This window comes from Escherichia sp. 93.0816, assembly GCF_013368855.2.
GTDB lineage: Bacteria > Pseudomonadota > Gammaproteobacteria > Enterobacterales > Enterobacteriaceae > Escherichia > Escherichia ruysiae.
Window position 1 is genome coordinate 1 of record NZ_JABWNC020000028.1, and the last position, 19514, is coordinate 19514.

Annotated in this window: 20 protein-coding genes; 16 read left to right on the forward strand and 4 right to left on the reverse strand. The window is 54.5% G+C overall.

The genetic code is table 11. The features are described from left to right. The first annotated feature begins 170 nt into the window (after positions 1-170). From eutH to eutR, 7 genes are read left to right on the forward strand one after another with little or no spacing between them, the layout of a single operon-like run. Entirely contained in the window at positions 171-1397 is a 1227-nt protein-coding gene (eutH, locus tag HEM79_RS20085) for an ethanolamine utilization protein EutH (RefSeq protein WP_174617270.1), read from the forward strand. Beyond that, positions 1394-2797, forward strand: coding sequence for an ethanolamine ammonia-lyase reactivating factor EutA (eutA, locus tag HEM79_RS20090; RefSeq protein ID WP_176242409.1), 1404 nt, complete (start codon positions 1394-1396; stop codon positions 2795-2797). The genes eutH and eutA overlap by 4 nt, the downstream gene beginning before the upstream one ends. Positions 2798-2808: 11 nt before the next feature. Then, on the forward strand, positions 2809-4170 hold the full coding sequence (gene eutB, locus HEM79_RS20095; protein WP_000769998.1) for an ethanolamine ammonia-lyase subunit alpha: 1362 nt from the start codon (positions 2809-2811) through the stop codon (positions 4168-4170). 20 nt (positions 4171-4190) lie between these two features. After that, the gene (gene eutC, locus HEM79_RS20100; RefSeq protein WP_176242407.1) at positions 4191-5078 is read left to right on the forward strand and encodes an ethanolamine ammonia-lyase subunit beta; all 888 of its coding nucleotides are present in this window, start codon (positions 4191-4193) and stop codon (positions 5076-5078) included. A gap of 9 nt (positions 5079-5087) precedes the next feature. Then, positions 5088-5747, forward strand: coding sequence for an ethanolamine utilization microcompartment protein EutL (gene eutL, locus HEM79_RS20105; protein WP_176242405.1), 660 nt, complete (start codon positions 5088-5090; stop codon positions 5745-5747). 12 nt (positions 5748-5759) lie between these two features. Next, the gene (gene eutK / locus HEM79_RS20110; RefSeq protein WP_021551194.1) at positions 5760-6248 is read left to right on the forward strand and encodes an ethanolamine utilization microcompartment protein EutK; all 489 of its coding nucleotides are present in this window, start codon (positions 5760-5762) and stop codon (positions 6246-6248) included. Positions 6249-6293: 45 nt separating this feature from the next. Continuing rightward, positions 6294-7346: an HTH-type transcriptional regulator EutR gene (eutR, locus tag HEM79_RS20115; RefSeq protein WP_176242404.1), complete on the forward strand. Its 1053-nt coding sequence runs from the start codon at positions 6294-6296 to the stop codon at positions 7344-7346. A gap of 5 nt (positions 7347-7351) precedes the next feature. Here eutR and hemF read toward each other — a convergent pair whose 3' ends face one another. Then, on the reverse strand, positions 7352-8251 hold the full coding sequence (gene hemF, locus HEM79_RS20120) for an oxygen-dependent coproporphyrinogen oxidase (RefSeq protein WP_176242402.1): 900 nt from the start codon (positions 8249-8251) through the stop codon (positions 7352-7354). Between the two features lie 3 nt (positions 8252-8254). After that, positions 8255-9124, reverse strand: a complete 870-nt coding sequence (gene amiA, locus HEM79_RS20125; protein WP_000102901.1) for an N-acetylmuramoyl-L-alanine amidase AmiA — start codon at positions 9122-9124, stop codon at positions 8255-8257. A gap of 213 nt (positions 9125-9337) precedes the next feature. Here amiA and HEM79_RS20130 point away from each other — a divergent pair, with 213 nt between their 5' ends. From HEM79_RS20130 to yfeX, 4 genes are all read left to right on the forward strand, one after another. Then, positions 9338-9763, forward strand: coding sequence for a GNAT family acetyltransferase (locus HEM79_RS20130; protein ID WP_000406000.1), 426 nt, complete (start codon positions 9338-9340; stop codon positions 9761-9763). Then, complete coding sequence (locus tag HEM79_RS20135) at positions 9750-10199, forward strand: DUF2919 domain-containing protein (protein ID WP_176242400.1); 450 nt, start codon at positions 9750-9752, stop codon at positions 10197-10199. Before HEM79_RS20130 ends, HEM79_RS20135 begins: the two co-directional genes overlap by 14 nt. A 206-nt stretch (positions 10200-10405) precedes the next feature. Further along, positions 10406-10981 (forward strand): RpoE-regulated lipoprotein, encoded by a 576-nt coding sequence (locus HEM79_RS20140; protein ID WP_176242398.1) that lies wholly within the window; start codon positions 10406-10408, stop codon positions 10979-10981. Positions 10982-11076: 95 nt separating this feature from the next. After that, the gene (yfeX, locus tag HEM79_RS20145; protein ID WP_000084590.1) at positions 11077-11976 is read left to right on the forward strand and encodes a porphyrinogen peroxidase; all 900 of its coding nucleotides are present in this window, start codon (positions 11077-11079) and stop codon (positions 11974-11976) included. Positions 11977-12122: 146 nt separating this feature from the next. On the opposite strand, the gene murP is transcribed toward yfeX, so the two are convergent. Together murP and murQ are read right to left on the reverse strand one after the other, a co-directional pair. After that, positions 12123-13547: a PTS N-acetylmuramic acid transporter subunit IIBC gene (gene murP / locus HEM79_RS20150; protein WP_176242396.1), complete on the reverse strand. Its 1425-nt coding sequence runs from the start codon at positions 13545-13547 to the stop codon at positions 12123-12125. A 3-nt stretch (positions 13548-13550) separates the two neighbouring features. Next, on the reverse strand, positions 13551-14447 hold the full coding sequence (murQ, locus tag HEM79_RS20155; protein ID WP_001175639.1) for an N-acetylmuramic acid 6-phosphate etherase: 897 nt from the start codon (positions 14445-14447) through the stop codon (positions 13551-13553). Positions 14448-14676: 229 nt separating this feature from the next. Here murQ and ucpA point away from each other — a divergent pair, with 229 nt between their 5' ends. The 5 genes from ucpA to cysA all read left to right on the forward strand — a co-directional run bounded on the left by ucpA (position 14677) and on the right by cysA (position 19437). Next, positions 14677-15468: an SDR family oxidoreductase UcpA gene (gene ucpA / locus HEM79_RS20160; protein ID WP_000517454.1), complete on the forward strand. Its 792-nt coding sequence runs from the start codon at positions 14677-14679 to the stop codon at positions 15466-15468. A gap of 157 nt (positions 15469-15625) precedes the next feature. Continuing rightward, positions 15626-16642, forward strand: coding sequence for a thiosulfate/sulfate ABC transporter substrate-binding protein CysP (gene cysP / locus HEM79_RS20165; RefSeq protein WP_000290223.1), 1017 nt, complete (start codon positions 15626-15628; stop codon positions 16640-16642). Further along, positions 16642-17475, forward strand: coding sequence for a sulfate/thiosulfate ABC transporter permease CysT (gene cysT / locus HEM79_RS20170; RefSeq protein WP_176242394.1), 834 nt, complete (start codon positions 16642-16644; stop codon positions 17473-17475). Before cysP ends, cysT begins: the two co-directional genes overlap by 1 nt. Continuing rightward, positions 17475-18350 (forward strand): sulfate/thiosulfate ABC transporter permease CysW, encoded by an 876-nt coding sequence (gene cysW, locus HEM79_RS20175; protein WP_016158740.1) that lies wholly within the window; start codon positions 17475-17477, stop codon positions 18348-18350. Before cysT ends, cysW begins: the two co-directional genes overlap by 1 nt. Beyond that, positions 18340-19437, forward strand: coding sequence for a sulfate/thiosulfate ABC transporter ATP-binding protein CysA (cysA, locus tag HEM79_RS20180; protein WP_176242392.1), 1098 nt, complete (start codon positions 18340-18342; stop codon positions 19435-19437). Before cysW ends, cysA begins: the two co-directional genes overlap by 11 nt. The last annotated feature ends 77 nt before the right edge of the window (positions 19438-19514 follow it).

The window sequence follows — 19514 nt, forward strand, 5'->3', positions numbered from 1 at the left end:
TGTGCGCGAACAGTCCCCTCGCCCCTTTGGGGAGAGGGTTAGGGTGAGGGGAACAGATGGGCACTGGTGCAAACAATTACCCTCACCCCGGCTCTCGTACTGAAAGAGCGAGGGGGAAAACCAACTTTCAGCATCGGGCAATAAATAACAACTAACAGGGAGTAAAGGCGATGGGAATTAACGAAATCATCATGTACATCATGATGTTCTTTATGCTGATAGCGGCCGTAGACAGGATCTTGTCGCAGTTCGGCGGTTCTGCTCGTTTCCTCGGTAAGTTCGGTAAAAGTATTGAAGGATCCGGCGGGCAGTTCGAAGAAGGCTTTATGGCAATGGGCGCACTGGGTCTGGCGATGGTCGGTATGACCGCGCTGGCACCGGTACTGGCTCACGTACTTGGGCCGGTAATCATCCCCGTTTATGAAATGCTCGGCGCAAACCCTTCCATGTTTGCCGGAACACTGCTGGCGTGTGATATGGGTGGCTTCTTCCTCGCCAAAGAGCTGGCGGGCGGTGACGTAGCAGCGTGGCTATACTCTGGGTTAATTCTCGGATCGATGATGGGGCCAACGATTGTGTTTTCCATTCCGGTGGCGCTCGGCATTATCGAACCCTCTGATCGTCGTTACCTGGCGCTCGGCGTGCTGGCGGGCATTGTGACCATTCCGATTGGCTGTATCGCCGGTGGCCTGGTGGCAATGTACTCCGGCGTACAGATCAACGGTCAGCCGGTGGAGTTCACCTTCGCGCTGATCCTGATGAACATGATCCCGGTACTTATCGTTGCGGTGCTGGTGGCGCTGGGGCTGAAGTTCATCCCGGAAAAAATGATCAACGGCTTCCAGATCTTCGCCAAATTCCTCGTTGCATTAATCACCCTCGGTCTTGCCGCTGCGGTGGTGAAATTCCTGCTTGGCTGGGAACTGATCCCCGGTCTTGATCCCATCTTTATGGCGCCTGGTGATAAACCTGGCGAAGTGATGCGCGCGATTGAAGTTATCGGCTCGATCTCCTGCGTCCTGCTTGGCGCGTATCCGATGGTACTGCTGCTGACCCGCTGGTTTGAAAAACCGCTGATGAGCGTCGGTAAAGTGCTGAATATGAACAATATCGCGGCAGCAGGCATGGTGGCGACGCTTGCCAACAATATCCCGATGTTCGGCATGATGAAGCAGATGGATACTCGCGGCAAAGTGATCAACTGCGCCTTCGCCGTTTCTGCAGCCTTCGCCCTGGGCGATCACTTAGGCTTCGCGGCTGCCAACATGAACGCCATGATCTTCCCGATGATTGTCGGCAAGCTTATCGGCGGCGTCACGGCGATTGGCGTGGCGATGATGCTGGTGCCAAAAGAAGACGCGGCAACGGCTAAAACCGAAGCGGAGGCGCAATCGTGAGCACTCGCCAGCTACTGAGCGTCGGTATTGATATCGGCACCACTACCACTCAGGTGATCTTCTCCCATCTGGAACTGGTTAACCGTGCGGCGGTGTCGCAGGTGCCGCGCTACGAATTTATCAAACGCGAAATTAGCTGGCAAAGCCCGGTGTTCTTTACCCCTGTCGATAAACAGGGTGGTTTAAAAGAAGCGGAACTGAAAACCTTAATCCTCGAGCAATATCAGGCTGCGGGCATTGCGCCGGAAAGCGTTGATTCCGGTGCCATCATTATCACCGGCGAAAGCGCAAAAACCCGCAATGCTCGCCCGGCGGTGATGACGCTCTCCCGGTCGCTGGGCGATTTTGTCGTCGCCAGCGCCGGACCGCATCTCGAATCGGTGATTGCAGGCCACGGTGCCGGGGCGCAAACCCTCTCTGAACAACGGCTGTGTCGGGTACTGAATATCGACATCGGCGGCGGCACCGCGAACTACGCCCTGTTCGATGCCGGAAAAATCAGCGGGACTGCCTGCCTGAACGTCGGCGGTCGCCTGCTGGAAACCGACAGCCAGGGACGCGTGGTTTACGCCCATAAACCGGGGCAGATGATTGTGGATGAGTGCTTCGGCGCAGGCACCGATGCCCGTTCACTGACCGGTGCGCAACTGGTGCAGGTCACCCGGCGGATGGCGACGCTGATTGTCGAAGTGATTGAAGGAACGCTCTCGCCGCTCGCGCAGGCATTGATGCAAACCGGTTTGCTGCCCGCAGGCGCTACGCCCGAAATCATTACGCTCTCCGGCGGAGTTGGCGAATGTTATCGCCACCAGCCCGCTGACCCGTTCTGTTTTGCCGATATTGGCCCGTTGCTGGCAACGGCGCTGCATGAGCATCCGCGCCTGCGTGAAATGAACGTGCAGTTTCCGGCGCAAACCGTGCGCGCCACGGTGATTGGCGCGGGCGCGCATACCCTTTCGCTCTCGGGCAGCACTATCTGGCTGGAGGGTGTACAACTGCCGCTGCGCAATTTGCCGGTGGCGATCCCGATTGATGAAACGGATCTGGTGAATGGCTGGCAACAGGCGCTGATTCAGCTTGATCTTTGCCCCAAAGCTGACGCGTACGTGCTGGCGCTTCCCGCCGGGCTTCCGGTGCGTTACGCCTCGGTACTGACGGTCATCAACGCGCTGGTCGATTTCGTCGCGCGTTTTCCGAATCCGCATCCCCTGCTGGTGGTAGCCGGGCAGGACTTTGGTAAAGCTCTGGGCATGTTGTTGCGCCCACAGCTACAACAACTCCCGTTGGCAGTCATTGACGAAGTGATTGTTCGCGCGGGGGACTATATCGACATTGGTACGCCTCTTTTTGGCGGATCGGTTGTGCCGGTGACGGTGAAATCACTCGCATTTCCTTCCTGAGGGAACGACTTATGAAACTAAAGACCACATTGTTCGGCAATGTATATCAGTTTAAGGATGTAAAAGAGGTGCTGGCTAAAGCCAACGAACTGCGTTCGGGGGATGTGCTGGCGGGCGTTGCAGCGGCAAGCTCGCAGGAGCGCGTGGCGGCAAAGCAGGTGTTGTCGGAAATGACGGTGGCGGATATCCGCAATAATCCGGTGATTTCTTATGAAGAAGACTGCGTCACGCGGCTGATTCAGGATGACGTTAACGAAACGGCCTACAACCAGATTAAAAACTGGAGCATCAGCGAACTGCGTGAGTATGTGCTGAGCGATGAAACCAGCGTGGACGACATTGCCTTTACCCGCAAAGGGCTGACCTCGGAAGTGGTCGCAGCGGTAGCGAAGATTTGCTCCAACGCGGATCTGATCTACGGCGCGAAGAAAATGCCGGTTATCAAAAAGGCCAATACCACCATCGGTATCCCCGGCACTTTTAGCGCCCGTTTGCAGCCAAACGACACCCGTGACGATGTGCAGAGTATCGCCGCGCAAATCTACGAAGGGCTTTCTTTCGGGGTGGGCGATGCGGTGATTGGCGTCAACCCGGTAACGGACGACGTGGAAAACTTAAGCCGCGTGCTGGACACCATTTACGGCGTGATCGACAAATTCAACATTCCAACTCAGGGCTGCGTACTGGCGCATGTCACCACCCAGATCGAAGCGATCCGTCGCGGCGCGCCGGGCGGGCTGATTTTCCAGAGTATCTGCGGCAGTGAAAAAGGGCTGAAAGAGTTTGGCGTGGAACTGGCGATGCTTGACGAAGCGCGCGCAGTGGGCGCGGAGTTCAACCGTATTGCCGGGGAAAACTGCCTCTATTTCGAAACCGGGCAAGGTTCTGCGCTCTCCGCTGGCGCGAACTTCGGCGCAGATCAGGTGACGATGGAAGCACGTAACTATGGGCTGGCGCGTCATTACGATCCGTTTATCGTCAACACCGTGGTCGGCTTTATTGGGCCTGAATATCTCTACAACGACCGCCAGATTATCCGCGCGGGCTTAGAAGATCACTTTATGGGCAAGCTGAGCGGCATCTCTATGGGCTGTGACTGCTGCTACACCAACCACGCTGACGCTGACCAGAACCTCAACGAAAACCTGATGATCCTGCTCGCTACCGCAGGCTGCAACTACATCATGGGGATGCCGCTGGGCGATGACATCATGCTCAACTACCAGACCACCGCCTTCCATGACACCGCCACAGTGCGTCAGTTACTCAACCTGCGTCCGTCACCGGAGTTTGAACGCTGGCTGGAAAGCATGGGCATTATGGCAAACGGTCGCCTGACCAAACGGGCGGGCGATCCGTCACTGTTCTTCTGATGACGCGGAGATAACACATCATGGATCAAAAACAGATTGAAGAAATTGTACGCAGCGTGATGGCGTCAATGGGGCAGGCGGATGCTGCGCCAGCGGAAACAAAATGCGCCACCACAATGTGCGCTGCGCCGGTGACCTCTGAAAGCTGCGCGCTGGATTTAGGTTCCGCTGAAGCGAAGGCATGGATTGGCGTGGAAAATCCGCATCGCGCAGACGTATTAACCGAACTGCGTCGCAGCACCGTGGCTCGCGTTTGTACAGGCCGTGCCGGTCCGCGTCCACGTACTCAGGCGCTGCTGCGTTTCCTGGCCGACCACTCACGTTCGAAAGACACCGTCCTGAAAGAAGTGCCGGAAGAGTGGGTGAAAGCGCAGGGGCTGCTGGAAGTACGCTCTGAAATCAGCGACAAAAATCTCTACCTGACTCGCCCGGACATGGGGCGTCGTCTGTGTGCGGAAGCCGTTGAAGCCCTGAAAGCACAGTGCGTTGCTAATCCGGACGTACAGGTCGTTGTCTCCGATGGCCTGTCAACTGATGCCATCACCGTGAACTATGAAGAGATCCTGCCGCCGCTGATGGCGGGCCTGCAACATGCGGGGCTGAAAGTCGGTACGCCGTTCTTCGTGCGTTATGGTCGCGTGAAGATTGAAGATCAGATTGGCGAACTTCTCGGCGCGAAAGTGGTGATTCTGCTGGTGGGCGAACGCCCGGGGTTAGGACAGTCGGAAAGTCTCTCCTGCTACGCCGTTTACTCACCGCGTATGGCGACCACTGTTGAGGCCGATCGCACCTGTATCTCTAACATTCATCAGGGCGGTACGCCGCCGGTTGAAGCCGCAGCCGTCATTGTGGATTTGGCGAAACGTATGCTGGAGCAGAAAGCATCCGGCATCAACATGACCCGATAAGGAGGCATCATGCCAGCTTTAGATTTGATTCGACCGTCGGTCACCGCCATGCGGGTGATTGCCTCCGTTAACGCTGATTTTGCGCGTGAACTGAAATTACCGCCGCATATTCGTAGTCTCGGGTTGATTTCTGCCGACTCTGATGATGTTACCTACATTGCCGCTGACGAAGCGACCAAACAGGCGATGGTGGAAGTGGTGTATGGTCGCTCGCTGTATGCAGGAGCGGTGCACGGGCCGTCACCGACTGCCGGTGAAGTGCTAATTATGCTCGGTGGGCCAAACCCGGCAGAAGTGCGTGCCGGTCTGGATGCGATGGTTGCGCATATTGAAAATGGCGCGGCGTTCCAGTGGGCGAACGATAAGCAAGATACGGCATTCCTCGCTCATGTGGTTTCGCGTACCGGTTCTTATCTCTCATCAACCGCCGGAATTACGCTCGGCGATCCGCTGGCGTATCTGGTGGCACCGCCGCTGGAAGCGACCTACGGCATCGATGCGGCGTTGAAATCGGCTGACGTGCAACTGGTGACCTATGTACCGCCACCGTCAGAAACCAACTATTCAGCGGCATTTTTAACCGGTAGCCAGGCAGCGTGTAAAGCGGCCTGCAACGCCTTTACCGATGCCGTGCTGGAAATCGCGCGTAATCCAATCCAGCGTGCGTAACGGAGGTTGCCGATGATCAATGCACTGGGATTGCTGGAAGTGGACGGCATGGTCGCCGCGATAGATGCAGCGGATGCCATGCTGAAAGCGGCTAACGTGCGTCTGCTCAGTCACGAAGTGCTTGACCCTGGTCGCTTAACGCTGGTGGTGGAAGGTGATCTGGCGGCGTGTCGTGCGGCGCTGGACGCAGGTTGTGCCGCCGCGATGCGTACCGGGCGTGTCATCAGCCGTAAGGAGATTGGTCGGCCTGATAATGACACCCAGTGGCTGGTTACTGGCTTTAACCGCCAGCCGAAGCAACCTGATGCGTCCGCTATTGCCGTGGGATCTGCTGACGAGTTGTTGGCGCTGTTAACATCAGTACGTCAGGGAATGACGGCAGGAGAAGTGGCTGCCCACTTTGGCTGGCCGCTGGAAAAAGCCAGAAATGCGCTGGAACAGCTCTTTTCTGCCGGGACGTTGCGTAAACGCAGTAGTCGTTATCGTCTTAAGCCCCATTAACCTGTCGGAGGTGCCGGATGTCATACAACATCCGGCATTAACATCATGAAAAAGACCCGTACAGCCAATTTGCACCATCTTTATCATGAACCCTTACCCGAAAACCTGAAGCTCACGCCGAAGGTCGAAGTGGATAATGTTCATCAACGACAGACAACGGATGTCTATGAACATGCTTTGACGATTACCGCCTGGCAGCAGATTTACGATCAGCTCCATCCGGGCAAGTTTCATGGTGAATTTACGGAAATCCTGCTTGATGATATTCAGGTTTTCCGTGAATACACCGGTCTGGCGCTGCGCCAGTCGTGCCTGGTCTGGCCGAACTCTTTCTGGTTTGGCATTCCGGCGACGCGTGGCGAACAGGGATTTATCGGTTCGCAATGTCTGGGAAGCGCAGAAATTGCCACACGCCCTGGTGGCACCGAGTTTGAATTAAGTACGCCGGACGATTACACCATTCTTGGCGTGGTGCTTTCTGAAGATGTCATTACCCGGCAGGCTAACTTTTTGCATAATCCTGATCGGGTATTACATATGCTGCGTAGCCAGTCGGCGCTGGAAGTGAAAGAACAGCATAAAGCCGCGCTGTGGGGCTTTGTGCAACAGGCGCTGGCGACGTTTTGCGAGAATCCAGAAAATTTGCATCAGCCTGCGGTGCGTAAAGTGCTGGGGGATAATTTGCTAATGGCGATGGGGACGATGCTGGAAGAAGCGCAGCCAATGGTGACGGCGGAAAGCATTAGTCATCAGAGTTACCGCCGATTGCTTTTCCGCGCCCGCGAATATGTGCTGGAAAACATGTCCGAACCGGTAACCGTGCTGGACTTGTGCAATCAACTGCATGTCAGTCGCCGCACGCTACAAAACGCGTTTCACGCTATTTTAGGCATCGGCCCGAACGCGTGGCTGAAACGTATTCGTCTGAACGCCGTGCGACGTGAACTGATAAGCCCGTGGTCGCAAAGCACAACGGTAAAAGACGCCGCCATGCAGTGGGGATTCTGGCATCTGGGTCAATTTGCCACGGATTATCAGCAACTGTTTGCCGAGAAGCCGTCACTGACGCTGCATCAGCGGATGCAGGAGTTGGGGTGAGGAAATTACACCCAATCCCTGACCTGAATAAACTCGCTCAACGCTGCTTCCGGACTGCCTTCTTCCGGTTGATAATCGTACTCCCAGCGTACCAGTGGCGGCATTGACATCAGGATTGATTCGGTGCGCCCGCCGGTTTGTAAGCCAAACAGCGTGCCGCGATCCCAGACCAGGTTGAACTCGACATAACGCCCGCGACGGTAGAGCTGGAAATTGCGCTCGCGCTCGCCGTAGGCCATCGCTTTACGTCGCTCAACAATAGGCAAGTATGCGTCGGTGTAGCCTTTGCCTACCGCCTGCATAAAGGCGAAACAGTGGTCGAAGTCTGGCGTGTTGAGGTCATCAAAGAACAGCCCGCCAATACCGCGCTGTTCGTTGCGATGTTTGAGGTAGAAGTAATCGTCGCACCACTTTTTGTAACGGGGATAAACGTCTTCACCAAATGGCAGGCACAGGTCACGGGCGGTGCGGTGCCAGTGAATGGCGTCTTCTTCAAAGCCATAGAAGGGGGTTAAGTCGAATCCGCCGCCAAACCACCAGACGGGCTCTGCACCCGGTTTTTCGGCAATAAAAAAGCGCACATTCGCGTGGCTGGTGGGGACATACGGGTTATGCGGATGCACGACCAGCGAAACGCCCATCGCCTCAAAACTGCGCCCGGCAAGTTCCGGGCGATGAGCGGTGGCGGAAGCTGGCATCGCCTCACCGTGGACGTGAGAAAAGTTGACGCCCGCCTGTTCGAAAACACCACCATTACGCAACACCCGGCTACGCCCGCCGCCACCAGCTTCGCGCTGCCAGCTATCTTCGACAAACTCTGTGCCATCTACGGCGCTTAGCTGTTGGCAAATTGTGTCCTGAAGGTTGAGCAGGAACTGTTTAACCTGGTGTGCGTCGGGCTTCATAACTTACCGCTTTTTCGAGTGTGCTTTCTGGTTGTCAAACCAGTGGAAATAACTGATCACGCCTTCGGCAATGGCAGAGGCAATTTTCTGACGAAACGCCGCCGTGCCTAACAGTCGCTCTTCTTCCGGGTTGGTGATAAACGAAGTTTCCACCAGCACTGAAGGAACTGACGGCGATTTCAACACCACAAATGCGGCTTGTTCGGTGTTGCGGCTGTGAAGTTTATGCACCGGCTTAATCTTTTTCAGAATATGCGAGCCAAGCGTCAGGCTGTTTTTAATGGTATCTGTTTGCACCAGATCAAACAGCACTTGTTGCAATAGATGATCCCTGTCAGTCGCTTTTTTCCCAGCGACTTCATCGGCACGGTTTTCGCGTTCCGACAAATATTTTGCCATCGCACTACTTGCGCCACGGTTAGAGAGGGCAAAGACTGATGCACCAGCGGCTTTTGGGTTGGTAAAGCCGTCGGCGTGAATTGACATAAACAGATCCGCGCCATGTTTATGGGCGATTTCAACGCGATCGTACAGTGGGATAAACGTATCGCCAGAACGCGTTAAACGCGCATCAATGCCATGATTGCGCAAAATGGAACGGACGTTTTTAGCAATCGCCAGCACCACGTGTTTTTCTTTCGAACCGTTGCGACCGATCGCCCCGGTATCAATCCCGCCGTGGCCTGGATCGAGAACAACGACACGTTTTCCGCCAGCTTTTTTGGCTTTTGGCTTGCTATGTCCGTTACTGGTTTTTAAAGGTTCTTCTTTGGCGATGGCTTGCGACATTCCTGACAATGTCAGGGCAGCCAATCCGGCTTTCAGCACCTGGCGGCGCGAAGTGAGTGTTTTTAGTGGTTTAAAAGTGCTCATACGGCCTGAGTTGTAATAATAAAGTTCCAGATGTTATATCGTATCGCGTAATCCGTTACGACCGTTTGCTGTTGAGAATTGTTTTACTTTTCATTTCAATAGTTGACAACTCCCCATTATGCCACTTTTTCAACCGATTTTCGTCAGATATTGGCTAATTCAACCGTTCACGCCATAATCACCCTTTTAACCCGCAAAAAGGTAACGAATACCATGGAGATACGCGTATTTCGCCAGGAAGATTTCGAAGAGGTCATCACCCTTTGGGAGCGTTGCGACTTGCTGCGTCCGTGGAATGATCCGGAAATGGACATCGAGCGCAAGATGAACCATGACGTCAGTTTGTTTCTGGTCGCTGAGGTGAACGGTGAAGTGGTGGGAACGGTGATGGGCGGTTATGACGGGCATCGCGGATCTGCTTATTATCTTGGCGTGCATCCAGAGTTTCGCGGGCGTGGGATTGCCAATGCGCTGCTTAATCGACTGGAGAAAAAGCTGATTGCTCGCGGCTGCCCGAAAATTCAGATCAACGTGCCGGAAGATAACGACATGGTGCTCGGAATGTATGAACGACTGGGGTATGAACACGCCGATGTGCTGAGTCTGGGTAAGCGTTTGATTGAAGATGAAGAGTACTGAGTTTCATCCTGTCCATTATGATGCGCACGGACGCCTGCGTTTACCTTTTCTCTTCTGGATTGTGCTTTTGCTACAGGCGCGAACCTGGGTACTGTTTGTGATTGCCGGTGCATCGCGCGAGCAGGGTACTGCGCTGCTGAATCTGTTTTATCCCGATCACGATAATTTCTGGCTGGGGTTGATCCCGGGTATTCCGGCAGTGCTGGCGTTTTTGCTGAGTGGTCGGCGGGCTACGTTTCCCCGTATCTGGCATGTGCTCTATTTTCTGTTGCTGTTGGCGCAAGTGGTTTTACTTTGCTGGCAACCGTGGCTGTGGCTAAATGGCGAATCCGTCAGCGGTATCGGTCTGGCGCTGGTGGTGGCAGATATTGTGGCGTTAATCTGGCTTTTGACCAATCGACGATTACGCGCCTGTTTTAATGAAGAAAAAGAATAGCGCAGAGGCGCGCTTTGTTTATGCCGGATGCGGCGTGAACGGCTTATTCAGCCTACAAATTTTCGCAAATTCAATACATTGCAGGAAAAAACAGGCCTGATAAGTGTAGCGCATCAGGCAATTCTGTGTTTGTCATCAGCTTCTAACGGCACTTTTTTGCAAATTCGCACTCCAAGCAACGTTATTGAATAACCAAAGGAAGTGACATGAAATCGCTGCGTTTATTGTTATGCGCTATGCCGTTGATGCTGACCGGCTGTTCCACCATGTCGTCAGTTAACTGGTCTGCCGCTAACCCGTGGAACTGGTTTGGGTCGTCCACCAAAGTGAGCGAGCAGGGCGTGGGTGAATTAACGGCGTCTACGCCGCTACAAGAACAAGCCATTGCCGATGCGCTTGATGGTGATTATCGCCTGCGCAGCGGAATGAAAACTGCGAACGGTAATGTTGTGCGCTTTTTCGAAGTGATGAAAGGCGACAACGTGGCGATGGTGATTAACGGCGATCAGGGCACAATCAGCCGTATTGACGTGCTGGATAGCGATATTCCTGCTGACACGGGTGTTAAAATCGGAACATCGTTTAGCGACCTTTACAGCAAAGCATTTGGCAATTGCCAAAAAGCCGACGGTGATGATAATCGTGCTGTCGAATGTAAAGCCGAAGGCAGTCAACATATTAGCTACCAGTTCAGCGGTGAGTGGAGTGGTCCTGAAGGGTTAATGCCTTCAGACGATACCCTGAAAAACTGGAAAGTCAGTAAAATTATCTGGCGGCGTTAATTTGCGTCTGAACAAACCGCCGCCGCAAAAAAACACGTAAGATAGCGCCCAACAATGCCACGGATTGCGTGGCATTCTTATTTTCAGGAGGAACAATGTCTCAGGTTCAGAGTGGCATTTTGCCAGAACATTGCCGCGCAGCGATTTGGATTGAAGCCAACGTTAAAGGGGAAGTTGATGCCCTGCGTGCGGCCAGTAAAACCTTTGCCGATAAACTGGCAACTTTTGAAGCGAAATTCCCGGACGCGCATCTTGGTGCGGTGGTTGCCTTTGGTAACAACACCTGGCGCGCTCTGAGCGGCGGCGTGGGTGCCGAAGAGCTGAAAGATTTTCCGGGCTACGGTAAAGGTCTTGCGCCAACGACCCAGTTCGATGTGTTGATCCACATTCTTTCTCTGCGTCATGACGTAAACTTCTCTGTCGCCCAGGCGGCGATGGAAGCCTTTGGTGACTGCATTGAAGTGAAAGAGGAGATCCACGGCTTCCGTTGGGTTGAGGAACGTGACCTGAGCGGCTTTGTTGACGGTACAGAAAACCCGGCGGGTGAAGAGACGCGTCGCGAAGTGGCGGTTATCAAAGACGGCGTGGATGCAGGCGGTAGTTACGTGTTTGTACAGCGTTGGGAACATAACCTGAAGCAGCTTAACCGTATGAGCGTTCATGATCAGGAGATGATGATCGGTCGTACTAAAGAAGCCAATGAAGAGATTGACGGCGACGAACGCCCGGAAACCTCGCACCTGACCCGCGTTGATCTGAAAGAAGACGGTAAAGGGCTGAAGATTGTTCGCCAGAGCTTGCCTTACGGCACCGCCAGCGGCACGCACGGCCTGTACTTCTGCGCTTACTGCGCACGTCTGCACAACATTGAGCAGCAGTTGCTGAGCATGTTTGGCGATACCGATGGCAAACGTGACGCAATGTTACGTTTCACCAAACCGGTCACTGGCGGCTATTACTTCGCGCCGTCGCTGGACAAACTGATGGCGCTGTAAGTTTTACTCACGCACCTGTAGCGTCTTGCCGGAGCGGCGTAAATGCTTTATCCGGCTTGTATGATTGTTCAAATTCAATAAATTGCAGTTAACCTGTTGGCCCGATAAGCGTAGCGTATCGGGCTGTTTTGTTTCTAAGTTACGGCTTAGTCCAGATTGACGTTACGACAGCCAAAGAGCGTGGTGAAAATGAACCCGCTAATCCATGCCACCAGGATCCCGCCAGCGTAAACCGCCATTGCCGGAAGGATACCTTGTGCCGAAGTCATCAGCGGCAACGCCACCAGGCCAGACGGCCCAAAGGCGCTGTTTAAACCCATCGGCAGACCCCACCATGCGACCAACCCGATAAACAATCCACCCGCCGCGCCGCCTAAACAAGCGGTAACAAACGGTTTCATGCGGGGCAGGGTTACACCGTAAATCAACGGTTCACCCACGCCCAGCAAACCAGGAATAATCGCCCCGCGCACCTGGCTGCGTAAGGCACTGTGCGGCTGCGCGCGCCAGTAAAGCGCCAGTGCCGCGCCCACCTGACCCGCGCCTGCCATTGAAAGGATCGGGAATAGACTGTTGAAACCCTGGCTGTCCATCAAGGCAAGATAAACGGGAATAAAGCCCTGATGCACGCCAAACACCACGGCAATCAGGAACAGCCCGGCAAGTACAGCACAACCAAGTGGATTACTGTTCAGATGCATAAACAGCCAGGACATGCCTTCGAATAACCAGCCTCCCAGCGGCATAATCACCAGATATGCCAGCGTGGCGGTGATCAGCAGAGTGATTAACGACGTCAACAGCATGTCGAGATCGTCCGGCATAAATTGACGCACCATACTTTCAATGCGGGCGCAGACCCAGGCGGCAATCAGTACGCCGATAATATTGCCGCGCGGATCGATAGGCAGGCCGAAGAAATCGTGAAAACCAGCGTAGTAACCGGTGGTCGCGCCTGGGTTATAACCGAGTAAAAACAGGGCGGCGATAATCGCGCCATTTACACCCGTGCCGCCGAAGGCCTGAGCGGCGTTATATCCCACCAGAATCACCAGGAAGGTGAATAAGCCTTTGCTGAACACCTTCATAAAGTTCAGTGCGTCGGGCAGCGTTCCCTGGGCATCTGCCGGAACGTGCATCACCGTGGCGATTAACGTCGCAATCCCCAGCAACAGACCGGCGGCAATAAATCCGGGAATTAGCGGCGTAAAGATAGTGGCGAATTTGGCGAGAAATTGCTGCACGCCAGAGGTTTGCTTGGCTTTTAACTGACGTTTGTTCTGAGCGGCGATTTCTGCGGCATCCTGCACAGGTGTTTCACCCAACAACTCGCTCATTGCTTTTGCGGCACGATGCGCTTTGCCCGACCCAAATACCACCTGTACTTGATCGCTGGTCAAAATGACACCCTTCACCCCTTCCAGCGTTTTGATATCAGGATCAACCAGTGAACTGTCATGTACACCTAGACGCAGACGCGTCATACAGTGACCACAACTGGCGATATTTCCCGCGCCGCCGACGCGGGTAAGAATGGTGTTCAGAAGCTCACTGCTGATCTCTTTAGCCATAGGTTATTCCTTTTCCAGAGCCTTACGAATAAAACCCCCATGCTGCGCCAGGCGTTTTTTCGCTTCTGCGGCATCGAGATTTTTCAAGACCATTACAATCGCTGTTTTGCAGTGGCGATCGCAGGCAATCAGCGCCGCTTCCGCCTGTTCTGCGCTACATCCGGTCGCGTTTTTGACAATATTGACCTGGCGCACGTGTAGTTTTTCGTTGGTGGCGACCACATCGACCATCAGGTTGCCGAACACTTTTCCTGACTTAATCATCAGCCCGGTGGAGAGCATGTTGAGCACCAGTTTCTGCGCCGTACCTGCTTTCATCCGCGAAGAACCGGTAACCACTTCAGCCCCGACGACTGGCGTAATAGCAAACTCTGCGGTTGTTGAAACAGCACTACCGGGATTACAGGAAATACCGACCGTGCGGCAGCCCAACTGGCGAGCGTATTCCAGCCCGGCAATCACATACGGCGTGCGACCACTGGCAGCAATACCGACAACCACATCCTGCGCCGTTAAAGCAATATTTTTCAGATCGTTGACGCCGCCTTCCCGGCTGTCTTCCGCGCCTTCCACCGCGTGCTGAATGGCATATTCGCCGCCAGCAATCAAACCAACCACCAGACCCGGTTTCACGCCGTAGGTTGGGGGGCACTCGCTGGCATCCAGAATCCCCAGCCGACCGGAAGTCCCGGCACCGAGATAAATCAGACGACCGCCACCGCTCACCTGGGCGTGGATGACATCAATCGCCGCTGCGATATCCGGCAGTACTCGCTCAACAGCCAAGGGGACGGTTTTATCTTCATCATTGATAATTCGGCACATTTCCAGCGTCGATACGCGGTCGATTTCAGCCGAGGCGCTGTTCGAACCTTCAGTAATCATTTTTTCAAGTTGCATATACAATCACCTTAAATATTTGCCTTCGAATAATTTCATATGGAGTGAATCATATCTCCCTGCCTGATTATGTACAGCAGGGAATGCATACAATGACAGAGTTGTGGTTAAGGGAGATTTTACTTAAGATTTTCCTGAATTTAGATCCACTCCTCAGCATTGATCTGTTATTCAGGTATGGTAGGGACAATAGAGCGTAATGCTCTGTATTCAAAAGGAGAAACTTGAAATGGGTAAACTCACGGGCAAGACAGCACTGATTACGGGCGCATCGCAAGGCATTGGTGAAGGAATTGCCAGAACCTTTGCGCGTCATGGCGCAAACCTAATCTTGCTGGATATCTCCCCTGAGATTGAAAAGCTGGCGGATGAGCTGTGTGGTCGTGGTCATCGCTGTACGGCGGTAATTGCCGATGTACGCGACCCGGCGTCAGTTACGGCAGCGATCAAGCGCGCGAAGGAAAAAGAAGGGCGCATTGATATTCTGGTGAATAACGCAGGTGTTTGCCGTCTGGGTAGTTTTCTTGAAATGAGCGATGACGATCGCGATTTCCATATTGATATCAATATTAAAGGCGTGTGGAACGTCACGAAGGCGGTGCTGCCGGAAATGATTGCGCGCAAAGATGGTCGCATTGTGATGATGTCTTCGGTCACCGGCGATATGGTGGCCGATCCGGGCGAAACGGCGTATGCCTTAACGAAAGCGGCGATTGTGGGGCTGACCAAATCGCTGGCAGTGGAGTACGCGCAGTCGGGGATTCGCGTTAACGCAATCTGCCCTGGATACGTTCGCACGCCAATGGCGGAAAGTATTGCCCGCCAGTCAAATCCGCAAGATCCGGAATCAGTGCTCACTGAAATGGCGAAAGCAATCCCGCTGCGTCGCCTCGCCGATCCGCTGGAAGTCGGTGAGCTGGCGGCCTTCCTCGCGTCGGATGAATCCAGCTATTTAACCGGTACACAGAATGTGATCGATGGTGGCAGCACACTGCCGGAGACGGTCAGCGTCGGCATCTGATTCACCTCTGTTTCCTCCCTGCATGTGTGGGGAGGATTTCGTCTTATTCCCTTTTCAACTTCCAAATCACCAAACGGTATATAAAACCGTTACTCCTTTCATGCCCGTTATAAATATGATGGCTATTAGAAAGTCATTAAATATATAAGGGTGCGCAATGGCCGTTAACTTACTGAAAAAGAACTCTCTCGCGCTGGTCGCTTCTCTGCTGCTGGCTGGTCACGTGCAGGCAACGGAACTGCTGAACAGTTCTTATGACGTCTCCCGCGAGCTGTTTGCCGCCCTGAACCCGCCGTTTGAACAGCAATGGGCAAAAGATAACGGCGGTGACAAACTGACGATTAAACAATCTCATGCCGGGTCATCAAAACAGGCGCTGGCAATTTTGCAGGGCTTGAAAGCAGACGTTGTCACTTATAACCAGGTGACTGACGTGCAGATCCTGCACGATAAAGGCAAGCTGATCCCGGCCGACTGGCAGTCGCGTTTGCCGAATAACAGCTCACCGTTCTACTCCACCATGGGCTTCCTGGTGCGTAAGGGCAACCCGAAGAATATCCACGACTGGAACGATCTGGTGCGCTCCGACGTGAAGCTGATTTTCCCGAATCCGAAAACGTCTGGTAACGCGCGTTACACCTACCTTGCAGCATGGGGCGCAGCGGATAAAGCCGACGGTGGCGATAAAGCCAAAACCGAACAGTTTATGACCCAGTTCCTGAAGAACGTTGAAGTGTTCGATACCGGCGGTCGTGGCGCGACCACCACCTTTGCCGAGCGCGGTCTGGGCGATGTGCTGATTAGCTTCGAATCGGAAGTGAACAACATTCGTAAGCAGTATGAAGCGCAGGGCTTTGAAGTGGTGATTCCGAAAACCAACATTCTGGCGGAATTCCCGGTGGCGTGGGTGGATAAAAACGTGCAGGCCAACGGCACGGAAAAAGCAGCAAAAGCCTATCTGAACTGGCTCTACAGCCCGCAGGCGCAAACCATCATCACCGACTACTACTATCGCGTAAATAACCCGGAAGTGATGGATAAACTGAAAGACAAATTCCCGCAGACTGAACTGTTCCGCGTGGAAGACAAGTTTGGCTCCTGGCCGGAAGTGATGAAAACTCACTTCACCAGTGGTGGCGAGTTGGACAAGCTGTTAGCGGCGGGGCGTAACTGATGTTTGCCGTTGCCTCCAGACGTGTGCTGCCGGGGTTTACCTTAAGCCTCGGCACCAGTCTGCTGTTTGTCTGCCTGATTTTGCTGCTGCCGCTCTCCGCGCTGGTGATGCAGCTTTCTGAGATGAGCTGGGCGCAGTACTGGGAGGTGGTCACCAACCCGCAGGTGGTCGCGGCCTACAAAGTAACGTTGCTGTCGGCGTTTGTGGCGTCGATTTTTAACGGTGTTTTCGGTCTGCTGATGGCGTGGATCTTAACCCGCTACCGCTTTCCGGGGCGCACTCTGCTTGATGCGCTGATGGATTTACCCTTTGCACTGCCGACGGCGGTAGCAGGCTTAACGCTGGCCTCGCTCTTTTCCGTGAACGGCTTTTACGGCGAGTGGCTGGCGAAATTTGATATCAAAGTCACCTACACCTGGCTTGGGATTGCGGTGGCAATGGCCTTTACCAGCATTCCGTTTGTGGTGCGCACGGTGCAGCCAGTGCTGGAAGAGTTAGGCCCGGAATATGAAGAAGCGGCGGAAACGCTCGGTGCAACGCGCTGGCAGAGTTTCTGCAAAGTGGTGCTGCCGGAACTTTCTCCGGCGCTGATTGCCGGTATTGCACTGTCGTTTACCCGCAGTCTTGGTGAGTTTGGCGCGGTGATTTTTATCGCCGGGAATATCGCCTGGAAAACCGAAGTGACGTCGCTGATGATTTTCGTTCGCTTACAGGAGTTTGATTACCCGGCGGCGAGCGCGATTGCCTCGGTGATCCTTGCGGCATCACTGCTGCTGCTGTTCTCAATTAACACTCTGCAAAGTCGCTTTGGTCGGCGTGTGGTAGGTCATTAATGGCGGAAGTGACACAGTTGAAGCGTTATGACGCGCGCCCGATTAACTGGGGCAAATGGTTTTTGATTGGCACCGGGATGCTGGTTTCGGCGTTCATCCTGCTGGTGCCGATGATTTACATCTTCGTGCAGGCGTTCAGCAAAGGGCTGATGCCGGTTTTGCAGAATCTGGCCGACCCGGACATGCTGCACGCCATCTGGCTGACGGTGATGATTGCGCTGATTGCCGTGCCGGTAAACCTGGTGTTCGGCATTCTGCTGGCCTGGCTGGTGACGCGTTTTGATTTTCCGGGACGTCAGTTGCTGCTGACGCTGCTGGACATCCCGTTTGCCGTATCGCCGGTGGTTGCCGGTCTGGTTTATCTGCTGTTCTACGGCTCCAATGGCCCGCTGGGCGGTTGGCTCGACGAGCATAACCTGCAAATTATGTTCTCCTGGCCGGGGATGGTGCTGGTGACGATTTTCGTCACCTGCCCGTTTGTGGTACGCGAACTGGTGCCGGTGATGCTGAGCCAGGGCAGTCAGGAGGACGAAGCGGCGATTTTGCTTGGTGCGTCTGGCTGGCAGATGTTCCGCCGCGTCACATTGCCGAATATCCGCTGGGCGCTGCTCTACGGCGTGGTGCTCACTAACGCCCGCGCGATTGGCGAGTTTGGCGCGGTGTCGGTCGTTTCTGGCTCGATTCGCGGCGAAACCCTGTCGCTGCCGTTACAGATTGAATTGCTGGAGCAGGACTATAACGCAGTCGGCTCCTTTACCGCTGCGGCGTTATTGACGCTGATGGCGATTATCACCCTGTTTTTAAAGAGTATGTTGCAGTGGCGCCTGGAGAATCAGGAAAAACGCGCGCAGCAGGAGGAACATCATGAGCATTGAGATTGCCAGGATTAAGAAGTCTTTTGGTCGCACCCAGGTGCTGAACGATATCTCACTGGATATTCCTTCTGGTCAGATGGTCGCGTTGCTGGGGCCGTCCGGTTCCGGGAAAACCACGCTGCTGCGCATTATTGCCGGGCTGGAGCATCAAACCAGCGGGCATATCCGCTTCCACGGCACTGACGTCAGCCGCCTGCACGCGCGCGATCGTAAAGTCGGTTTTGTGTTCCAGCATTACGCGCTGTTCCGCCATATGACGGTATTCGACAACATCGCCTTTGGTCTGACGGTGCTGCCGCGTCGCGAGCGCCCGAATGCGGCGGCGATCAAAGCAAAAGTCACGCAGTTGCTGGAGATGGTTCAGCTTGCGCATCTGGCGGATCGTTATCCGGCGCAGCTTTCCGGCGGTCAGAAACAGCGTGTGGCGCTGGCGCGTGCGCTTGCCGTTGAACCGCAAATTCTGCTGCTCGATGAACCGTTTGGCGCGCTGGATGCGCAGGTGCGTAAAGAGCTGCGTCGCTGGCTGCGTCAGTTGCATGAAGAACTGAAATTCACCAGCGTATTCGTCACCCACGACCAGGAAGAAGCGATGGAAGTCGCCAACCGCGTGGTGGTGATGAGTCAGGGCAACATCGAACAGGCCGATGAACCAGATCAGGTATGGCGCGAACCGGCGACCCGTTTTGTGCTCGAATTTATGGGCGAAGTAAACCGTCTGCGTGGCACCATTCGCGGCGGGCAGTTTCATGTTGGCGCACATCGCTGGCCGCTGGGATATACGCCTGCGTATCAGGGGCCGGTGGATCTCTTCCTGCGCCCGTGGGAAGTGGATATCAGCCGCCGTACCAGCCTCGATTCGCCGCTGCCGGTACAGGTACTGGAAGCCAGCCCGAAAGGCCACTACACCCAATTAGTGGTGCAGCCGCTGGGATGGTATGACGACCCGCTAACCGTGGTGATGCGTGGTGACGATGCCCCGCAGCGCGGCGATCGTTTGTTCGTCGGGCTGCAACATGCGCGGCTGTATAACGGCGACGAGCGTATTGAAACCCGCGATGAGGAACTTGCTCTCGCACAAAGCGCCTGATAGGTTGAGTGAATGTTAAACGCCCGGAGGCGCTTCCCGCGATCCGGGCTTTTTAATGGCAAGGTTTGTAACCTGTA

Bases quoted from the DNA above. Each gene is read 5' to 3' on its own strand.
- amiA (WP_000102901.1), bottom strand. From the start codon at position 9,124: ATGAGCACTTTTAAACCACTAAAAACACTCACTTCGCGCCGCCAGGTG.
- eutL (WP_176242405.1), top strand. From the start codon at position 5,088: ATGCCAGCTTTAGATTTGATTCGACCGTCGGTCACCGCCATGCGGGTG.
- murQ (WP_001175639.1), bottom strand. From the start codon at position 14,447: ATGCAACTTGAAAAAATGATTACTGAAGGTTCGAACAGCGCCTCGGCT.
- HEM79_RS20140 (WP_176242398.1), top strand. From the start codon at position 10,406: ATGAAATCGCTGCGTTTATTGTTATGCGCTATGCCGTTGATGCTGACC.
- cysW (WP_016158740.1), top strand. From the start codon at position 17,475: ATGGCGGAAGTGACACAGTTGAAGCGTTATGACGCGCGCCCGATTAAC.
- HEM79_RS20130 (WP_000406000.1), top strand. From the start codon at position 9,338: ATGGAGATACGCGTATTTCGCCAGGAAGATTTCGAAGAGGTCATCACC.
- yfeX (WP_000084590.1), top strand. From the start codon at position 11,077: ATGTCTCAGGTTCAGAGTGGCATTTTGCCAGAACATTGCCGCGCAGCG.
- cysA (WP_176242392.1), top strand. From the start codon at position 18,340: ATGAGCATTGAGATTGCCAGGATTAAGAAGTCTTTTGGTCGCACCCAG.
- eutR (WP_176242404.1), top strand. From the start codon at position 6,294: ATGAAAAAGACCCGTACAGCCAATTTGCACCATCTTTATCATGAACCC.
- HEM79_RS20135 (WP_176242400.1), top strand. From the start codon at position 9,750: ATGAAGAGTACTGAGTTTCATCCTGTCCATTATGATGCGCACGGACGC.
- murP (WP_176242396.1), bottom strand. From the start codon at position 13,547: ATGGCTAAAGAGATCAGCAGTGAGCTTCTGAACACCATTCTTACCCGC.
- eutB (WP_000769998.1), top strand. From the start codon at position 2,809: ATGAAACTAAAGACCACATTGTTCGGCAATGTATATCAGTTTAAGGAT.
- ucpA (WP_000517454.1), top strand. From the start codon at position 14,677: ATGGGTAAACTCACGGGCAAGACAGCACTGATTACGGGCGCATCGCAA.
- eutH (WP_174617270.1), top strand. From the start codon at position 171: ATGGGAATTAACGAAATCATCATGTACATCATGATGTTCTTTATGCTG.
- eutK (WP_021551194.1), top strand. From the start codon at position 5,760: ATGATCAATGCACTGGGATTGCTGGAAGTGGACGGCATGGTCGCCGCG.
- eutC (WP_176242407.1), top strand. From the start codon at position 4,191: ATGGATCAAAAACAGATTGAAGAAATTGTACGCAGCGTGATGGCGTCA.
- cysT (WP_176242394.1), top strand. From the start codon at position 16,642: ATGTTTGCCGTTGCCTCCAGACGTGTGCTGCCGGGGTTTACCTTAAGC.
- hemF (WP_176242402.1), bottom strand. From the start codon at position 8,251: ATGAAGCCCGACGCACACCAGGTTAAACAGTTCCTGCTCAACCTTCAG.
- cysP (WP_000290223.1), top strand. From the start codon at position 15,626: ATGGCCGTTAACTTACTGAAAAAGAACTCTCTCGCGCTGGTCGCTTCT.